Annotated in this window: 21 protein-coding genes; 11 read left to right on the top strand and 10 right to left on the bottom strand. The window is 75.0% G+C overall.

What is annotated here, in order from left to right:
* Positions 1-50 precede the first annotated feature (50 nt).
* The 5 genes from ACI79E_RS10770 (at position 51) to ACI79E_RS10750 (ending at position 2,798) form a co-directional block, all read left to right on the top strand.
* Positions 51-197, top strand: coding sequence for a hypothetical protein (locus tag ACI79E_RS10770; RefSeq protein ID WP_456932529.1), 147 nt, complete (start codon positions 51-53; stop codon positions 195-197).
* A 42-nt stretch (positions 198-239) separates the two neighbouring features.
* Positions 240-1,277: a TIGR03617 family F420-dependent LLM class oxidoreductase gene (locus tag ACI79E_RS10765; protein ID WP_456932528.1), complete on the top strand. Its 1,038-nt coding sequence runs from the start codon at positions 240-242 to the stop codon at positions 1,275-1,277.
* A 79-nt stretch (positions 1,278-1,356) separates the two neighbouring features.
* Entirely contained in the window at positions 1,357-1,497 is a 141-nt protein-coding gene (locus ACI79E_RS10760) for a hypothetical protein (RefSeq protein ID WP_456932527.1), read from the top strand.
* 171 nt (positions 1,498-1,668) lie between these two features.
* Positions 1,669-2,295 carry a TetR/AcrR family transcriptional regulator gene (locus ACI79E_RS10755; RefSeq protein WP_456932526.1) on the top strand — a complete coding sequence of 209 codons (627 nt, stop codon included), beginning with the start codon at positions 1,669-1,671 and terminating at the stop codon, positions 2,293-2,295.
* A gap of 77 nt (positions 2,296-2,372) precedes the next feature.
* Positions 2,373-2,798, top strand: coding sequence for a hypothetical protein (locus ACI79E_RS10750; protein ID WP_456932525.1), 426 nt, complete (start codon positions 2,373-2,375; stop codon positions 2,796-2,798).
* Positions 2,799-2,919: 121 nt separating this feature from the next.
* On the opposite strand, the gene ACI79E_RS10745 is transcribed toward ACI79E_RS10750, so the two are convergent.
* Genes ACI79E_RS10745 through ACI79E_RS10720 form a run of 6 tightly spaced genes read right to left on the bottom strand, consistent with a single transcriptional unit; the run spans position 2,920 to position 9,031 of the window.
* Complete coding sequence (locus ACI79E_RS10745) at positions 2,920-4,314, bottom strand: amidase (RefSeq protein ID WP_456932524.1); 1,395 nt, start codon at positions 4,312-4,314, stop codon at positions 2,920-2,922.
* 2 nt (positions 4,315-4,316) lie between these two features.
* Complete coding sequence (locus ACI79E_RS10740; protein ID WP_456932523.1) at positions 4,317-4,517, bottom strand: hypothetical protein; 201 nt, start codon at positions 4,515-4,517, stop codon at positions 4,317-4,319.
* A gap of 47 nt (positions 4,518-4,564) precedes the next feature.
* Positions 4,565-5,254 carry an ABC transporter ATP-binding protein gene (locus ACI79E_RS10735; RefSeq protein WP_456932522.1) on the bottom strand — a complete coding sequence of 230 codons (690 nt, stop codon included), beginning with the start codon at positions 5,252-5,254 and terminating at the stop codon, positions 4,565-4,567.
* Entirely contained in the window at positions 5,254-6,966 is a 1,713-nt protein-coding gene (locus tag ACI79E_RS10730; RefSeq protein ID WP_456932521.1) for a branched-chain amino acid ABC transporter ATP-binding protein/permease, read from the bottom strand. The genes ACI79E_RS10735 and ACI79E_RS10730 overlap by 1 nt, the downstream gene beginning before the upstream one ends.
* Positions 6,963-8,153, bottom strand: a complete 1,191-nt coding sequence (locus ACI79E_RS10725) for a substrate-binding protein (RefSeq protein WP_456932520.1) — start codon at positions 8,151-8,153, stop codon at positions 6,963-6,965. The genes ACI79E_RS10730 and ACI79E_RS10725 overlap by 4 nt, the downstream gene beginning before the upstream one ends.
* Positions 8,150-9,031 (bottom strand): branched-chain amino acid ABC transporter permease, encoded by an 882-nt coding sequence (locus tag ACI79E_RS10720; RefSeq protein WP_456932519.1) that lies wholly within the window; start codon positions 9,029-9,031, stop codon positions 8,150-8,152. The genes ACI79E_RS10725 and ACI79E_RS10720 overlap by 4 nt, the downstream gene beginning before the upstream one ends.
* A gap of 276 nt (positions 9,032-9,307) precedes the next feature.
* Here ACI79E_RS10720 and ACI79E_RS10715 point away from each other — a divergent pair, with 276 nt between their 5' ends.
* The 6 genes from ACI79E_RS10715 to ACI79E_RS10690 all read left to right on the top strand — a co-directional run bounded on the left by ACI79E_RS10715 (position 9,308) and on the right by ACI79E_RS10690 (position 13,141).
* The gene (locus tag ACI79E_RS10715; protein ID WP_456932518.1) at positions 9,308-9,895 is read left to right on the top strand and encodes a TetR/AcrR family transcriptional regulator; all 588 of its coding nucleotides are present in this window, start codon (positions 9,308-9,310) and stop codon (positions 9,893-9,895) included.
* Positions 9,896-10,032: 137 nt separating this feature from the next.
* Positions 10,033-10,197: a hypothetical protein gene (locus tag ACI79E_RS10710; RefSeq protein WP_456932582.1), complete on the top strand. Its 165-nt coding sequence runs from the start codon at positions 10,033-10,035 to the stop codon at positions 10,195-10,197.
* Positions 10,198-10,234: 37 nt separating this feature from the next.
* A complete protein-coding gene (locus ACI79E_RS10705; RefSeq protein ID WP_456932517.1) occupies positions 10,235-10,585 on the top strand; it encodes a LapA family protein in 351 nt (116 codons plus the stop codon).
* A gap of 132 nt (positions 10,586-10,717) precedes the next feature.
* Positions 10,718-12,562, top strand: coding sequence for an acyl-CoA dehydrogenase (locus ACI79E_RS10700; RefSeq protein ID WP_456932516.1), 1,845 nt, complete (start codon positions 10,718-10,720; stop codon positions 12,560-12,562).
* A gap of 147 nt (positions 12,563-12,709) precedes the next feature.
* The gene (locus ACI79E_RS10695; protein WP_456932515.1) at positions 12,710-12,925 is read left to right on the top strand and encodes a hypothetical protein; all 216 of its coding nucleotides are present in this window, start codon (positions 12,710-12,712) and stop codon (positions 12,923-12,925) included.
* Positions 12,926-12,949: 24 nt separating this feature from the next.
* Complete coding sequence (locus tag ACI79E_RS10690) at positions 12,950-13,141, top strand: hypothetical protein (protein WP_456932514.1); 192 nt, start codon at positions 12,950-12,952, stop codon at positions 13,139-13,141.
* Positions 13,142-13,174: 33 nt separating this feature from the next.
* Here ACI79E_RS10690 and ACI79E_RS10685 read toward each other — a convergent pair whose 3' ends face one another.
* From ACI79E_RS10685 to ACI79E_RS10670, 4 genes are read right to left on the bottom strand one after another with little or no spacing between them, the layout of a single operon-like run.
* Positions 13,175-13,780: a response regulator gene (locus ACI79E_RS10685; RefSeq protein ID WP_456932513.1), complete on the bottom strand. Its 606-nt coding sequence runs from the start codon at positions 13,778-13,780 to the stop codon at positions 13,175-13,177.
* Positions 13,777-14,979, bottom strand: coding sequence for a sensor histidine kinase (locus tag ACI79E_RS10680; RefSeq protein ID WP_456932512.1), 1,203 nt, complete (start codon positions 14,977-14,979; stop codon positions 13,777-13,779). Before ACI79E_RS10680 ends, ACI79E_RS10685 begins: the two co-directional genes overlap by 4 nt.
* Before the next feature lie 47 nt (positions 14,980-15,026).
* Positions 15,027-15,824 carry an ABC transporter permease gene (locus ACI79E_RS10675; protein ID WP_456932511.1) on the bottom strand — a complete coding sequence of 266 codons (798 nt, stop codon included), beginning with the start codon at positions 15,822-15,824 and terminating at the stop codon, positions 15,027-15,029.
* A 29-nt stretch (positions 15,825-15,853) separates the two neighbouring features.
* Positions 15,854-16,813, bottom strand: a complete 960-nt coding sequence (locus ACI79E_RS10670; protein WP_456932510.1) for an ABC transporter ATP-binding protein — start codon at positions 16,811-16,813, stop codon at positions 15,854-15,856.
* Positions 16,814-16,844 lie beyond the last annotated feature (31 nt).

Raw genomic sequence — 16,844 nt, 5'->3', positions numbered from 1 at the left:
GGGCACAGGCCGGGCGGACCGGACCGAGCCCCCGACCGAGGAGGACGACGATGACCGACCCGGAGCGCCCACCCCGCACCGCCGAGCGCGCCGAGGGCGACCCGCCCGGCGAGGAGCCGACCGACGGCCGCACCCCGCGCAGCGAGGAACCCGCCGAGGGCCAGGAGCTGCCCGGCGAGGGCGCGGACACCCCCTGATCGCTGGCGGGCGGGGTGGCCGGTGCGGCAGGCTGCGCAGCCGTGCTGCTCGACGCCACCCTGCCCGCCGACCTCGACGCCGTCCCCGACGTCGCCCGCGGGCTGGAGGCGCGCGGCTGTGCCGGCGTCTGGACCTCCGAGACCGCCCACGACCCCTTCCTCCCGCTGCTGGTCGCCGGCCGGGCGACCACCCGGCTGCAGGTCGGGACGGCGATCGCGGTCGCGTTCGCCCGCTCGCCCATGACGGTCGCGGTCACCGCGCACGACCTGCAGCGCTCCACCCGCGGCCGCTTCGTGCTGGGCCTGGGTACCCAGGTGCGCGCCCACGTGGAGCGCCGGTTCTCCATGCCGTGGAGCGCCCCGGTGCCGCGGATGCGCGAGTACGTCGCCGCGCTGCGGGCCATCTGGACCGCCTGGCAGGAGGGCAGCCCCCTGCGCTTCCGGGGTGAGCACTACACGCACACCCTCATGACCCCGGTGTTCAGCCCCGAGCCGCACGAGTGGGGCGGGCCGCCGGTGCACCTCGCCGCGGTGGGGCCGGCGATGACCCGGCTGGCCGGCGAGGTCGCCGACGGCCTGTTCGCCCACCCCTTCACCACCGCCCGCTACCTGCGCGAGCGCACGCTGCCGGCGCTGGACGAGGGGCTGGCCGGCTCCGGCCGGGCGCGCACCGAGGTCACCGTCAACCTGCCGGGGTTCGTCGTCACCGGGGACACCGCCGCGGAGCGGGAGGCGGCGGCCACCGCCGTCCGGGCCCAGATCGCGTTCTACGGCAGCACGCCGGCCTACCGGCCGGTGCTGGAGCTGCACGGCTGGGAGGCCCTCGCCGACGAGCTGCACACGCTGTCCGTCGGGCGCCGCGAGGACCGGTGGACGGCGATGCGCGACCTGGTCGACGACGAGGTGCTGGACGCGTTCGCCGTCGTCGCCGACCCCGCGGACGTCGGGGCGCGGGTGCGCGAGCGCTACGCCGGCCTGGTGGACCGGTACAGCGCGAACACCGTCGCCCCGGTCCCTGCCGGGGCCTGGGACGCGTTGGCCGCCGCCCTCGACAGGGCCCCCGGCCCACACGCGGGGTGACCGATCTCTCACCGTTCCGGCTTCAACTCACCGTTACGGGTCTGTTTCCCGCGGCCTCCTCGGGGGGACGCTGGGTCCCATGGAGGACACGCAGCGCGACATGCGAGTAGTTGACGAGACCCCGACCGGGCGCCAGGCCGACGAGTCGCAGGCCCAGCAGGCCTCCGCCGTCCCCGTGGCGCGGATGCTGGCCAACCCCCGCCGGGTGCGCCGGGCCTGACCCGAACGGGGATCGGTGGTCGCCCGACGGTCACACATCGTCACACGCGTCCCACCGATCCCCGGGGTCCCGGCCAGCCCGGGCGCCTCTCGTCACTCACTGCGACCAACCGCCGCCGGATCCCGGCGTGCCGCGAACTGATCCGTCACGGGCTGGGGCAGCATCCCCGACGTGACCGCAGCCGCCCTCCCCCTCGCCGCCGACGACGTCTCGGTTCCCGTCCGCCGGAGCCGGGCCGAGCGGCAGGCCATCGTCCTGGACACCGCGGAGCGGCTGTTCGCCACCCGCAGCTCCCGCAGCGTGGGCATGGACGAGCTGGTCCGCGAGACCGGCCTGGGCAAGATGACGGTCTACCGGCTCTTCAAGAGCAAGGACGACCTCGTCGGGGCCTACCTGGCCCGCAAGGCGGCCACCGTGCTGGCCTTCATCGACGCCGAGCTGGTGCGCCTGGAGGGCGACCCGCGCGCCGCGCTGCTCGCGGTCGTCGACGCCGTCGAGCGGGACGTGACCCGCGCCGGCTTCCGCGGCTGCCCGTTCACCAACGTCAGCAGCGAGTACGACGACCCCCAGCACCCCGCGCGCAGCGCCGCGGCCGACTACAAGTTCGAGCTGCACGCCCGCCTGGAGCGCCTCGCCGAGCAGCTGGTGCCCGGCGCCGGCGACGACCTGGCCGCGCAGGTCCACCTGATCATCGACGGCATGTACCTCTCCGGGGGCCTGCTCGGCCCCGACGGGCCCGCCGCGCACGGCCGTGCCCTCGCCGAGCGGCTCGTCGACGCGGCCCTCGCCGGCCGCTAGCGGTCCGGCCCGGGGCGCCTCCCGCTGCTCCCCTCGGTCGTCCGGCGCCGCCGCGCCGGGCACCGCAGGATGGGGCGGTGAGCACCGACCGCAGCCGGCCCGACCTCGACGACACCACGGTGGAGGGCCTCGGCAAGTTGTCCGAGGCCCTCGAGACCATCGAGCAGGCCCGCGGCCAGCTCTACGGGTTCCACCAGCACTCCGGGAAGGCCGACCTGCTCCTGCAGGACGCCGTCGAGCTGTTCCGGGAGGCCGGCCACACGCAGCTGGCCGACGACCTCGACCGCGACCTCGTGGGCCGCAACGTCATCGCCGACCGCTGGACGTTCCAGATCGTCGAGGACTACGACGCGACCTACTGGTCGGTCTTCCGCGCCTTCGACGAGCGGGCCCGCACCGAGCTCGCCGGCGGCGACCGGCACGTCTACGAAGCCCGCATGAAGCAGCGCGAGCGCACGCAGGGCCACCCGCACCACGAGGCCGGGCCCGCCCTCCACGAGTGACGGGGGCCGGTCGGGCCGGGGCGCGACTCCGGGGGAGTCGCCGTCCGGATGGGCCCGGAGGCCGCACCTCCCCCGGAGTCGCGCCGCGACGGGAAGCCGCGCCCCTGGCCGGTGGGCCGACTCAGGTGAGCGGCGCGAGCCGGCCCACGGTGTCGGTCGCCGACTCGTAGGCGGTACCGACGTCGAGCAGCGTGGCCTCGTCGAACGGCCGGCCCATGAGCTGCATGCCCAGGGGCAGCCCGCCGGCGTCGAACCCGGTCGGCAGCGCGATCGTGGGCAGGCCGGTCAGGTTGGCCGGGGAGGTGAGCCGCACCATCGCCAGGTCGACGGCCTCGGTGGTGCCGTCGGCCCAGGTCACCTCCATCTGGTCGACGACCGGCGCGGGGAAGGGCTGCACCGGCGCGACGACGACGTCGACGTCGCGGAACAGCTCCGCCCACGCCCGCTGGATGAGCGTGCGCACCCGCAGCGCCTTGATGTAGTCGGTGGCCAGCACCAGCTCCCCCACCTCCAGCTGCATGCGGGTCTCCGGGCGGTAGAGCTCGGCCTTGGTGCGCAGCGCCTCCTGGTGGTAGGCGGCGGCCTCCGGGAGCACGATGCCCCACTCCACGGCCAGCACCTGGTCCGGGTACGGGATGGTCACCTCGCGCACCTCGGCGCCCAGGCCCACGAGCACCTCGACCGCCGCCCGCACCGACGCCTCGACGTCCGGCTGCACGTGGTCGAAGAAGAAGTTGGTGGGCACGCCGATCCGCAGCCCGCGGACGTCCCCGGTGGTGCCGGCGGCGTAGCCCGGGACCGGCACGTCGACCGAGGCCGGGTCGAGCGGGTCGTGCCCGGCGATGGCGTCGAGCACCAGGGCGGCGTCCCGCACGTTGCGGGTGAGCGGGCCGACGTGGTCCAGCGACCACGACAGGGACGCCACCCCGCGCCGCGACGTCCGCCCGTAGGTCGGCTTGAGCCCCACGGTGCCGCACAGGTTGGCCGGGATGCGGATCGAGCCGGCCGTGTCCGTGCCCATGCCGACCAGGCAGGAGCCGGCCGCCACCGCGGCCCCGGAGCCGCCGCTGGACCCGCCGGGGATGCGGGTGGTGTCCCACGGGTTGCGGGTGGTGTGGGTGCGCCCGCCGTAGGCGAACTCGTGCGTGTGGGTCTTGCCGACCATGACCATCCCGGCCTCGAGCAGCCGCTGGACGGCGACGGCGTCGGTGTCGGGCACGTACTCCGCGCGCACCTGCGAACTGGCCGTCGTCGGGATGCCGGCGGTGTCGTAGATGTCCTTCACCCCGAGCGGGATGCCGTGCAGCGGGCCACGGTACCGGCCCGCGGCGATCTCCTTCTCGGCGGCCCGCGCCTGGTCCCGCGCGAGGTCCGCGCAGACGTGGGCGAACGCGTTGATCGCGGGCTCCGTGGCCTCGATGCGGCCGAGCACGGAGTCGGTGAGCTCCACCGGGGACAGGCGCCCGGCCTCGATCTCCTCCGCCGCGGCGGTCAGCGACAGCTCGTACGGCTGCACGGTCAGGCCTCCCAGCGGGCGTCGAAGGCGGTGGCCGGCGGGGTCTCGCCCAGCGGGACGTCGTCCAGCCGGTCGATGAGGGCGTACATCTCCGCGAGGACGGCGCCCACCGCCTCGTGCCGGTCGGCGGCGAGGTCGAGGCGGGCTCCGCGGGCGGCGTGCGCCGTGCCCTCGGCGGAGAAGGAACGCGGGGTGGGTGTCACGGGCAGCTCCTGGGGGTCGGAGGGGCGGGCGGTCGGGTGGGGCCGGGTCAGCCGACCACGAGCAGGTCGGTCAGGCGCGAGGGGTCCGCGCGCAGGTCCGCGGCGGGAGCATCCAGCACGATCTCGCCCTTGACCATGACCACGATCCGGTCGCAGAACCGCAGCGGGATCTCCGGGCCCTGCTCGACCAGCACGATGGCGACGCCGGAGGCGGCGACGGTCCGCAGCGCGGCGATCGAGTCGTCGACGACGGAGGGCTGCAGGCCCTGGGAGAACTCGTCCACCGCGATCAGCCGGGAGCCGGCGAGCACCGCCCGCGCCAGGCCGACCTGCTGCTTCTGGCCGCCGCTGAGGGTCCCGGCGGCCTGGTCGGCCCGGTCGGCGAGCAGCGGGTAGACGTCCCGGACGTCGACCGGCGGGCGGTAGCCCCGCCGGGTCGCCAGCCGCAGGTTCTCGCTGATGGTCAGGTTGGCGAACACGCCGCGGTCGTCGGGCATGAGGGTGAGGCCGGCGCGGGCCAGCAACTCCGGCCGGTCCGGCGGCACCGGCTTGCCGTCGACCCGGACCTCGCCGGCGAACCTGCGGCAGAGCCCGAACACGCTCTTGAGCAGCGTGGTCTTGCCGACGCCGTTGCGGCCGAGCACCCCGACGACCTCGCCGGGCTGCACGCGCAGCGAGAGGTCGTTGACGATGCGGGTGTCCTTGTAGCCACCGGTCACCGCGTGCAGGTCGAGCATCAGGCCACCCCCAGGTAGGCGCGCCGCACCTCGTCGTGGGCGGAGACCTCCTCCATCGAGCCCTCGACGAGGATCCGGCCGTCGGCCAGGACGACGACGCGGTCGGCGAGCTCGCGGACGATCTCCATGTCGTGCTCGACCGCCACGAGGGTGCAGCCGGTGCGTTCGGCGACGTCGCGCAGGGTGCGGGCCAGCGCGACGGAGTCCTCGTGGGACAGCCCCGCCGCGGGCTCGTCGAGCAGCAGGACCCGCGGCCCCCAGCTGAGCACCATGGCCAGCTCCAGGGCGCGCCGGTCGGCCAGGGACAGCTCCCGGGCGGGGGCCTCGTCGGCCACGAGGAAGCGGTCGAAGACCGGCAGGGTCACCGGCTGCTGCACCGCCTCGGCGCGGGCGATGGCCAGGTTCTGCGCAGGTGTCAGGTCGAGGAAGACGCTGGGGATCTGGAACATCCGGCCCAGCCCCAGCCGGGCCCGCTCGTGCGGTGCCCAGCCGGTGACGTCGCGACCGGCCAGCCCGACCCGCCCCTGCTCGGGCAGGTGCTCTCCGGCGAGCACGCCCAGGAACGTGGACTTGCCCGCGCCGTTGGGGCCGATGAGGCAGACCACCTCGCCGCTGGCCACACGCAGGTCGACGCCCTTGATCACCGGGACCGGACCGAAGTCCTTCTCGACGTCCTGGGCGCTGAGCGCGGGCGCGGCCGCGTCCACCGGCGGAAGGGCCGGCACCGGACCGGCCGGTGCGGTCAGCACCGCGCCGCCTGCGGCCTTCTCCCGCAGCGGCCGCCGCAGCAGGGTGCGCGCCAGGCCGACCAGGCCCTCGGGGGCGAAGCGCACGACCAGGAGGAACAGCACGCCCATCAACAGGAGGTACCAGCTGCCGAGGACGTCGCCGAGGGTCTGCTCGCCGAGGGTGACCAGTCCGGCCCCCAGGAAGGCCCCGGAGATCGTGCCGAGCCCACCGACGGCCAGCCACACCAGCACCTCGGTGGACAGGACGATCCCGGCCGCCGACGGCGACACCAGGCCCATCACCGGCGCAGCGACGGCACCGGCCACCGCGGCCACCCCACCGCTGACCGCCAGGGCGGTGGTCTTGACCCGCCGGGGGTCGACGCCCAGGTGCTCGGCGCGCTGCTGGTCGGAGCGGATGGCGAGGAACCGCCGGCCCAGCGGTCCGCGCAGCACGACCAGCCAGACCAGGAGCACCGTGACGACGACCACCACGGCGGTCCGGTAGTACGTGCCGACGACGCCGTCGCCGGTGAAGACCACCAGGCCGTTGGTGCCGTTGGTCAACCCCGTCCAGGAGCGGGCGCCCTGGCTCATGACCAGGGTCAGTGCCAGCGTGAGCACCGCCATGGTCGCGGGCATGGCCCGGCGGCCGAGGCCGGCCATGCCGACCAGCACGGCCACCACGACCGCGACGGCCACGCCGAGCGCTCCGCCGACGACCATGGGGACGTCGTGGGCGGCGGCGATCGCGGCGCCGTAGGCGCCGAGGCCGAAGAAGGCCGCGTGTCCGATGCTGACCACCCCGGCCCGGCCCCACGCGATGTCGAGACCGAAGGCGAACAGGCCGTAGACCAGTGCGAGGGTCAGCAGGGCCAGCGGGTAGGGCAGCAGGACGAAGGGGGCCGCGGCCAGGGCCAGGACCGCGGCGGCCAGCGCCACCGCGTGCCCGGCCCCGACCCGGGTGCGGAGCGAGGAGATCACTCGCAGTCCTTGGTCTGGTCGTCCTCGATGACGCCCAGCTCCTCCTCGACCGCGTAGGCGCCGCCGTCGATGGTGGTGAGGAACATCGGCGCCAGGCTGACGTGGTTGGTGGGGTCGAAGCTCACCGTCCCGGTGAGGCCCTCGTACTCCAGCTGGCCCATCTGCTCGCTCACGGCGTCGGCGTCCGTGGACCCGGCCTGCTCGAAGGCCTCGGCGACGAAGCGCATGCCGACGTAGGCGTTGCCGGCCACCCCGGAGATCGGGTCCTGCGTGTCGTAGGCCTCGCGGTAGGCCTCGACGAAGGCCGCGTTGGCCTCACCCGACGCCTGGTCGGTGTAGCGCACCGTCTGCGTCCGGCCGTCCAGCAGCGCGCCGAGACCCGGGTAGAACTGCTGGTCGACCGACGTGCCGGTGAGGCCGCGCCCCTCCAGCAGCCCGAACTGGTCGGCCTGCTTCACCAGCGACACCGCGTCACCACCCACGACCGCGGAGAGGATCCACGCGGGGTCGGCGTCGGCGAGCTTGGTGATGACCGGCTGCCAGTCCGACGTCCCGAGCGGGGAGTACTCCTCGGCGACGACGGTGCCGCCGGCGGCCTCGACGAGCTCGCGAGCGGTCTCGTGGTAGGTCCGCGGGAAGACGTAGTCGTTGCCGACCAGGGCCACCTCGGGACCGAACTGCTCGATCATCCGGGGCACGAGGTCGGTCAGCAGCTGGGTCGGCGTCTCGCCGAAGGGCCAGAAGTGCGGGCTGCAGAAGTCCAGGGCGGTGGCGATCGCCTGCGACATCGGCACGCCGGCCTGCTCGGCGACGTTGGCCGCGGCGATCGTCGTGTCGTCGGTGATCGTCCCGAAGATGTAGTCGACCTGCTCCTGCTGGACCAGCCGCTGCGCCGCCTGGGTGGCCGTCGCCGGGTCGGCCTGGTCGTCGATGAAGACCACCTCGACCGGCTGCCCGAACACCCCGCCGTCGGCGTTGATGTCCTCGATGGCCAGGTCGAAGCCCTGCTTCATCGCGATGCCCTCCGGGGCCGCCGGCCCCGTGACCGGCGCGAGGAAGCCGATCTTGAGCGGCTCCTGGCCGTCGGCGGCCGCGTCCCCGCCGCCTCCGACGGACCCACCGCACGCGCTCACCGCGAGCAGCGCCGCGGTGCCGCCGGCCAGAACCAGCCGACGGGAGCCGGTCACGCGACGTTCCGGGTTCTTGTGGACCACGAGGGCAACCTCCAGGACAGGCCCGCCGGGCGGGCGGCGATCAGGACGACGAGAGCGGCGAAGAACAGCAGCTCGGCGACGGTCTCGGTGAGGTACCGGCGCAGGAGCGAGGACAGGAGCGCCACGAGGAACGCCCCCGCGACGGGCCCGGTGAGCGATCCGGGACGCCCGACGAGCACGGCGAAGAAGGCCGGCGCCAGGAAGGCCACACCCATGCCGGGCGTGAGGCCGAGGGTGGGGCTCTGCAGGGCACCGGCGAGGACGGCCAGCAGCGTGCCGACCGCGAAGGTGCCGGCGATCATGAGGCGGGGTGGGATGCCGAGCACCGCCGCCATGTCGCGGTTGTCGATGGAGGCCCGCAGCTTGAGGCCGAGGCTGGTGCGGTAGACCAGCAGCAGGGCGAGGACGACCACGGCCAGCGAGACCCCCGTCGCCACCAGCCGGTAGGTCGGGAAGGCCACGCCGAGGACGTCGGTGCTGCCCTCGATCGGCGCGTCGACCGACCGCGGCGTGGCCCCGAACACCGCCTCGGCCAGCTGGCGCAGGACGATGCCCAGCCCCCACATCGCCAGCAGCGTGGCGAGCATCCCCCGGCTGTAGAGCTCGCGGAGCACCGCCCACTCGGCCAGCAGGCCCAGCGCCACGGCGATGAGCACCGCGACGAGCACGCGCAGCGCGAAGGGGACCGGCTGCAGTGCGTACATCACGTAGGCCCCGACCATGACGAGGTCGCCGTGCGCCACGTTGACCACGCCCAGCTGGCCGAACACCAGGCCCAGCCCGAGCGCCAGCAGCGCGTAGAACCCGAAGAGGTTGGCCGTGGAGAGGACGAAGGAGACCAGCGAGTCCACTACCGCTCGCCGTCCCGGTCGTGGCGCGGTGCGGCGCCACCTGGCAACTGCATCGGAGCGTTCCACCTCGCGATCACCCCGGCCGGGGCGGCGGCTGCCCGCGCCCCGGCGTCCTGGCCCGACGGCGGGAACCGGGCCGGAGGCCGGCGCCGATCGGTGGCAGGAGTCTCAGGACGGGGGTCGCGCTTGTGCAGCAAAGCGGTAACAACAGGCGCCTAACGTCCCACTTCCCTGGCACCGTCTCCGACCGGTGACCACGAGCACGGGAGGGGCGCCATGGCCCGGAGCGACGCGGCGGAGAACGTCACGCGGCTGTTGCGCGCCGCCCGCGACGCGGTGGCGGCGGAGGGCCCCGGGGTCGGCGTCCGGGTCATCGCCGAGCGCGCGGAGGTCGGGGTCAGCACGCTGTACCGCCACTTCCCCGACAAGGGCAGCCTCATCGACGCGGTGTCGGTGCAGCGGTGGGGCGCCATGAACCACCTGGCCAGGCAGCCGGTCGCGGCCGAGGAGACGCTGTCGCGCATCGTGCTGCTGGCCGAGACCTTCTCGCGCATGGTCAGCGCCGACGACGGGTTCATCGAGGCGGCGGGCATCCGGATCGGCCGCGTGCCGGCGCCCATCCGGGGCCCGAAGGCCGCCTTCGACGAGGCCATGGCAGCACTGTGGGTCCGGGCGCAGCGGGACGGTCAGGTGCACCGGCACGCCGATCCCCGCGACCTCATCGAGCTGGCCGGCTCGGTCCGGGACCGCAGGCGGCGCGCGGCGCAGCTGCGGCTGCTCGTGCAGGGGGTGTGCGTGCGGCCCGAGACGGGGACAGCCCTGCTGGTGGACGCGCTGCGCGCACCGGACCCGACGTACCTGTGACGTCGTCGACCCGGCTGACCGTTGCGGGCGTTCCTCGTGCACTGCCGGTGCGGCAGCACCGGCAGTGCACCAGGACTGCCGGCAACGCCGGGATGCGCCGTCGGGCGCGGGGGCGCCCGGAGGGTGACACTCGGGGCGTGACGATGCCCGAGCCCTCCGAGGACCGCGACGCCCAGCCCCTCGGCGCGGAGGTGGCCCCGCCGGCCGACCCGGACTCCCAGGGCGGCACCGAGGGGCCCGCCTCCGGCATCGCCGGCCCCAGCTACCCGCCGGCCGACAGCGAGCCCGACGGCGGGCGATGACCGTGCGTCCGGGGGCGGCGGGCAGCAGACTCCACCCGTGACCTCTCCCGGATCGCCCACCGACCCCCTGAGCACCTCCGCCGGCACCGGCTACGGCACACCGGGCACCTCCGGCGGCTCCCCCACGCCCGCCGCGACCGGCCGCACGGCGCCGGAGCGGCACGCCGGCCGCACAATCGGGCGCACCCTCGCGCTGGCCCTGCTGCTGACCGTCACCGTCATCCTCGTGCTGTTCGTCGTCTTCAACACCCAGACCGTCGACATCAGCCTGGTCTTCGGCAACGTGGACGCCCCGCTGGTCGTGGCGCTGCTCATCGCCGCCGTCCTGGGTGCGCTGGTGGGCTGGCTGAGCAGCCTGGTGCTGCGCGCGCGTCGTCGCAGCCGCTGAGCAGCCGCCCGGGCTCCCTCGTCGGGGTGTCCCCGGGCGGTTGCTTGCTCGTGTTACCGGCCGGTAATACCGTTTGTTACCCGCGGGTACCCACCCGCAGCACGCCGGCACGGGACACGGGAGCACGACACGATGAGCCACTACACCGCGAACCTGCGGGACCTCGAGTTCAACCTCTTCGAGTTCCTCGACACCAAGGAGCGGTTCGGCACCGGCCCCTTCGAGCAGATGGACGCCGAGACCGCCCGCGGTGTGCTCGCCGAGATCCGCCGGCTCGCCGAGGGCCCGATCGCGGCCTCCTTCACCGACGCCGACCGCAACCCGCCGGTCTTCGACCCGGCCACCCACTCGGTGACGCTGCCCGAGTCGTTCAAGAAGTCGGTCGAGGCGCTGCACGCCGGCGAGTGGTACCGCCTGGACCTCTCCGAGGAGCTCGGCGGCTTCGGTGCACCCGCGGCCCTGACCTGGGGCGCGTTCGAGATGGTGCTCGGCGCCAACCCCGCGGTGTTCATGTACGGCTCTGGCCCCGCGTTCGCCCAGACGCTGTTCGACCTGGGCACCGAGGAGCAGAAGGCGCTGGCCCGCCTGATGATCGACCGCGGCTGGGGCGCCACCATGGTGCTGACCGAGCCCGACGCCGGCTCCGACGTCGGCGCCGGCCGCACCCGGGCCGTGCAGCAGCCCGACGGCTCCTGGCACATCACCGGCGTGAAGCGGTTCATCACCTCCGCCGAGCACGACCTGTCGGACAACATCGTCCACCTGGTGCTGGCCCGCCCCGAGGGCGCGGGGCCGGGCACCAAGGGGCTGTCGCTGTTCGTCGTCCCGAAGTTCCACGTGGACCTGGTGACCGGTGGGCTCGGCGAGCGCAACGGCGTGTACGTGACCAACGTCGAGAGGAAGATGGGCCTCAAGGTGTCCACGACCTGCGAGGTTACCTTCGGCGACGGCCCGGTGCCGGCCAAGGGCTGGCTGGTCGGCGACGTGCACGACGGCATCGCCCAGATGTTCCGGATCATCGAGTACGCCCGCATGTTCGTCGGCACCAAGGCGATCGCCACCCTGTCGGCCGGCTACCAGGTCGCGCTGGACTACGCGAAGAACCGCGTGCAGGGCGCGGACCTCACCGCGACGTCCAAGGACGCCCCGCGGGTGACGATCACCCACCACCCCGACGTCCGCCGCTCGCTGATGCTGCAGAAGTCCTACGCCGAGGGGATGCGCGCGCTGTACCTGTACGCCGCGAGCTTCCGCGACCAGGTGACCGAGGCCGAGGCGGCGGGCACCGCCGACAGCGAGGCCGCCCGTCTGGCCGCGCGGGTCAACGACCTGCTGCTGCCGGTGGTGAAGGGCTTCGGGTCGGAGCGGGCCACGCAGCTGCTCACCGCCGAGTCGCTGCAGACCCTCGGCGGCTCCGGGTTCCTGCAGGACTACCCGATCGAGCAGTACATCCGCGACTCCAAGATCGACACCCTGTACGAGGGCACCACGGCGATCCAGGGCCAGGACTTCTTCTTCCGCAAGATCGTCAAGGACGGCGGGGTCGCGCTGACCTGGCTCGCCTCGCAGATCCAGGCCACGATCGAGGCCGAGGCCGGCAACGGCCGGCTCAAGGAGGAGCGCGCGCTGCTGGCCACCGCCCTGGGCGAGGTCCAGCTGATGCTCACGGCGATGTTCGGCCACCTCACCGCCGCCCAGCAGGACCCCACCAACCTGTACAAGGTCGGCCAGAACACCTCCCGCCTGCTCCTCGCCACCGGCGACCTGGTCACCGCCTGGCTCCTGGTCCGCCAGGCCGAGGTGGCGCTGGCCGCCCTGGCCGGGCAGGTCGGCGAGAAGGACCGGCACTTCTACGAGGGCAAGCTCGCCGCCGCCCGCTTCTTCTGCACCCAGGTGCTGCCGCGGCTGGCCTCGGAGCGGGTCGTCGTCGAGCAGACCGACAACGCGCTCATGGAGGTCGACGAGGCGGCGTTCTGAGCGCTCCGCCGTCCTCCGGACGATCCCGCGGCCGGGCGCCGTCCCCGGTCCGGCGGCCGTCTCCCTCACGGGAGGCGGCCGTCGGCCGTTTCACGGTCGGGACAGCGGGCATGGCGTCGGTGACGACGAGGTCCCCAGGAGGTTCCCGTGAGCGACCCGCAGGGCGGCGACCGGATCCAGCAGGACGTCCCCACCGCGTCGGGCACCGGCGACAACAGCAGCACCGGGTCCGGCTTCGACGACGTCCCCCTCACCCGCGAGGAGGCCGTGGAGCGGGACGCCTCCCAGCCCGACGACCTGCCCGCCAAGGCCGAGAGCGCCCCGGCCCGCGCCGAGCGCGGCGGGCCGGGCGGCAACGTCTGACCCCGACGAGACCGAGGAGACCCCATGAGTGCACCCGACCCGACCGGCTACCACGAGGGCCAGGACATCTCCGACGGCCCGAGCAGCGGCAACCTCATCGACGGCGTCCCCGGTGAGGACCGTCCCGACGGCGGCGCGCAGGACACCACGCTGACCACCGACGACGAGGCCCAGCGCGACGACACCACCGCCCGCCCGGGCAACGCCGCGTCCTGAGCGCCCCCGTGCGCGGGTCCGCCGGCGGCCCGCTCAGATCCACCCGTGCCGGCGCGCCGCCTCGACCGCGGCGTGCCGGTTCGGCGCACCCAGCTTCGCCGCCGCGGCCGACAGGTGGTTGCGCACCGTGCCCGGTGACAGGTGGGCGCGGGCGGCGATCTCCTCGACCGGCGCGCCCCCGGCGGCGAGTTCCAGCACGTCGGCCTCGCGCGGGGTCAGCGGGCTGTCCCCGGCGCTGATGGCCTCCGCGGCCAGCTCCGGGTCGACGTAGCGGCCGCCGCGGTGCACGGTGCGGACGACGTCGGTGAGCACCGGCGCGCTGACCGTCTTGGGCAGGAAGCCGCGCACCCCCGCCTCCAGCGCCCGCTTGAGGTGCCCGGCCCGGCCGTGGCCGGTCACGATGACGATCGCGCAGCCCGGGAGGGTGGCGGCGAGCTCGGCGGCCACCGTGATCCCGTCCCGGTCGGGCATCTGCAGGTCGAGGACGGCGACGTCCGGGGTGTGCGCGCGGGCCATCGCCATCGCCTCCGCGCCCGAGGCCGCCTGGGCGACGACCTCGAGGTCGTCCTCCAGCGCCAGCAGCGCGGCCAGCGCGGAGCGGATCAGGTTCTCGTCGTCGGCCAGCAGCACCCGGATCACGCGGGCACCCCCACCGGCACGGTCGCCGTCAGCACGAACCGACCGTCCTCGGGGCGGGCGGAGAGCCGCCCGCCCGCGGCGGCCAGCCGCTCGCCCAGACCGGTCAGACCGGTCCCCCAGCCGCGGTCCGGAGCCGAGACCCCGTCGTTGGTCACCGTCAGCTCCGCCTCTCCGCCGGCCGCCCGCAGGGCCACCGCGCACTCCGTCGCGCGGCTGTGCCGCAGCACGTTGGTCACCGCCTCGCGCACCACCCAGCCCAGGGCCGCCTGCACCGGCTCCGGCAGCGCCGCGCCGGCCTCCTCGCCCGCCACGGTGCAGCCCACCCCGGCGGCGCGCAGGACCGAGCGGGCGCCGGCCAGCTCCCCGGCCAGGTCGGTGCGCCGGTACCCGCGGACGACGTCGCGCACCTCCCGCAGCGACTCCTCGGCCACCCGGCTGATGTCGGTGAGCTCCTCGGCCGCGCCCTCCTTGCCCCGGCGCACCAGCTCGGCGGCCAGCTGGCTCTTCACCGCGATCGCCGAGAGGTTGCGGCCCATGACGTCGTGCAGGTCGCGGGCGAAGCGGAGCCGCTCCTCGGCGACGGCCAGCTGCAGCTGCACGCCGCGGCTGCGCTCCATCTCCCGGACGACGTCGAGCACCCACACGGAGAACCGGAACGCCAGCGCCAGGAACGTCACGGTGGCCCCGATGACCACCGCGAGCACCGCCCCGACGCCGAGCGGGACGTCCGCGGCGACGACGACGATGCCGGTCAGCCCGCCGACGGCGAACCCCGCGCGGGTCAGCGTCCGCGTCGGCCAGACCGTCGAGGCCGCGCAGAGGGCCATCGCCGGGGGCATCGCCACACCCCAGGCGAGGGCCGGGGTCTCGAAGGCCTCGCCGGAGAAGGCGGCTCCCGCCGCGGCGGCGGTCAGGAGGGCGGCGGCCGCCGCGGCGGCGACCTGCCGGCGCGGCAGCCCGGAGCCCTCCCGGTGGGCGGCCAGCCCGGTGCGGGCCAGCAGCACCGCGGTGACGGCCACGGTGACCGAGGCGAGCACGAAGACCGTCGTCGCGGGCTCGGCCTGGTCGGCGGAGGACCCGGCGACGGCGACGGCCAGCAGCGGGGTCATCGCCAGCCAGCCGTAGAACGACCAGCGGGTGTAGAGCTCGATGCGCTGCGGCGCCGTGCGGTTCTCCCACCAGCGGGCGACGGTCGGCACGGCGCCCATGCTGCCGTACCGACCGCGCCCGTCCGGGTCGCCGGAGGTCACCTGCGCGGCGCCCAGCGGAACACCCGGCCGGCGAGGGCGCCGCCGACGACGATCCAGGCGGCCAGGACCGCCAGCGGCAGCACCGCCGCGGACCAGGCGCCGGCCAGGTCGACCAGCTGCCCGTCCCACGTCCGCCCGGTCAGGCCCAGCTGGGCCAGCTCGACGACCGGCGTGAGCGGGAGGAGCCGCAGGACGCCGGCGAACGTCTCGGGGAAGAGGCTCAGCGGGGTGAACAGACCGGAGCCGACGGTGGCGGCCATCACCAGGGGCAGGGTGGTGATCTGCGCGCTCTCGGCGGTGCGGGTGAACGCGGTGCTGGCCGCGGCGAGCAGCACCATGAGCGCCGCCCCGCCGACGAGGGCGACCAGCGGCAGGACGACGTCCACCGGCGCGGACCACTCGCCGATCACCGCGACGCCGGCGGCCACCAGCGCGACCTGCGCGAGGCTCACCAGCAGGGTCGGCACGGCGGTGCCCACCAGGATCTCCGGCCCAGTCAGCTCCCCGGTGCGCATCCGCTGCAGCACGAGGTCCTCGCGGCGGGCGACGTAGGTGGTCACCAGGTTGTAGTAGGTGACGAAGAGCAGGGTGATGCCCAGGCCGGTGACGACGAGCTGGTTCCCGTCGGCGGTCTCCAGGCCGATCATCCGCACCGCGGCCACGAGCAGCAGCGGCATGAGCAGGGAGTTCACGACGGCGGTGCGGTTGCGCAGCAGCAGGCGGGTCTCGGCGCCGGCGAGGGCGAGCACGCGGCGGCGGGCGGTCGGGGCGGGGGCGGCGAGCGCGGTGGTCATGGCGAGCTCCTCGGACGGGGTGGGAGTGGTCAGGCGGCGGGGGCGGCGGGCTCGGCGTCGGCGACGGCGAGGAAGGCCCGCTCGAGGGAGGCCGAGCGCGCCTGGAGCCCGCTGAGCACCACCCGGTGCTCGGCGGCCCAGGCCAGCAGCGCGGTGAGCGCCGGCTGGAGGGCGCGGGTGTGCAGCTCGACGTGCGGAGGGCCGGTGTGGACCTGCACCCCCGGCAGCGCCGGCAGCGGCGGGGCGCCGGCGGCGAGGGTGAAGCCGATGGTGGCCGGCTGCGTCGCCGCGATCTCCTCGCGGGTGCCGGCCAGCACGATCCGCCCGGCCCGCATGACCGCGATGCGGTCGGCCAGCTCCTCGGCCTCCTCGAGGTGGTGCGTGGTGAGCACGACCGCGGCGCCGTCGTCCACCAGGCCGCGCACCAGGGTCCAGACGGTGCGCCGGCTCTCCGGGTCCAGGCCGGTGGTCGGCTCGTCGAGGACCAGCACGGTCGGGCGGCCGAGCAGCGCCAGCGTCAGGTCCAGCCGGCGGCGCTCACCGCCGGAGAGGCTGCGCACGCGCACGTCGGCGCGCCCGGTGAGGTCCACCATCTCCAGCGCCTCGGCGACCGGGCGCGGGTCGGTGAGCGTGCGCGCCCACGTCCGCACGGTCTCGGCGACGGTGAGGTCCCCCGGCAGGCCGCTGGCCTGCAGGAGCACCCCGAGGTGCCGGCGGACGGCGGCCCGCTCCCGCTGCGGGTCGCGGCCGAGCACCCGCACCGATCCCGCGGAGGGTGCGGCCAGGCCCTCGAGCACCTCCAGCGCGGAGGTCTTGCCGGCGCCGTTGACGCCGAGCACCGCCAGCACCTCGCCGGCGTGCACCTCGAAGGAGATGCCACGGACCGCCTCGAACGAGCCGTAGCGGCGGCGCAGGTCGGTGACCTCGACGGCGGGCACGGCCGGTGCCGGGGCGGCGGACGGCGGGACGGGGGCGACGGTCGGGTGCACGGGGGCCTCCTCGGTGCGCCCGCCGGCCGGG

Source organism: Geodermatophilus sp. SYSU D00079 (assembly GCF_054050635.1).
This window is presented reverse-complemented; position numbering and strand designations above follow the sequence as displayed.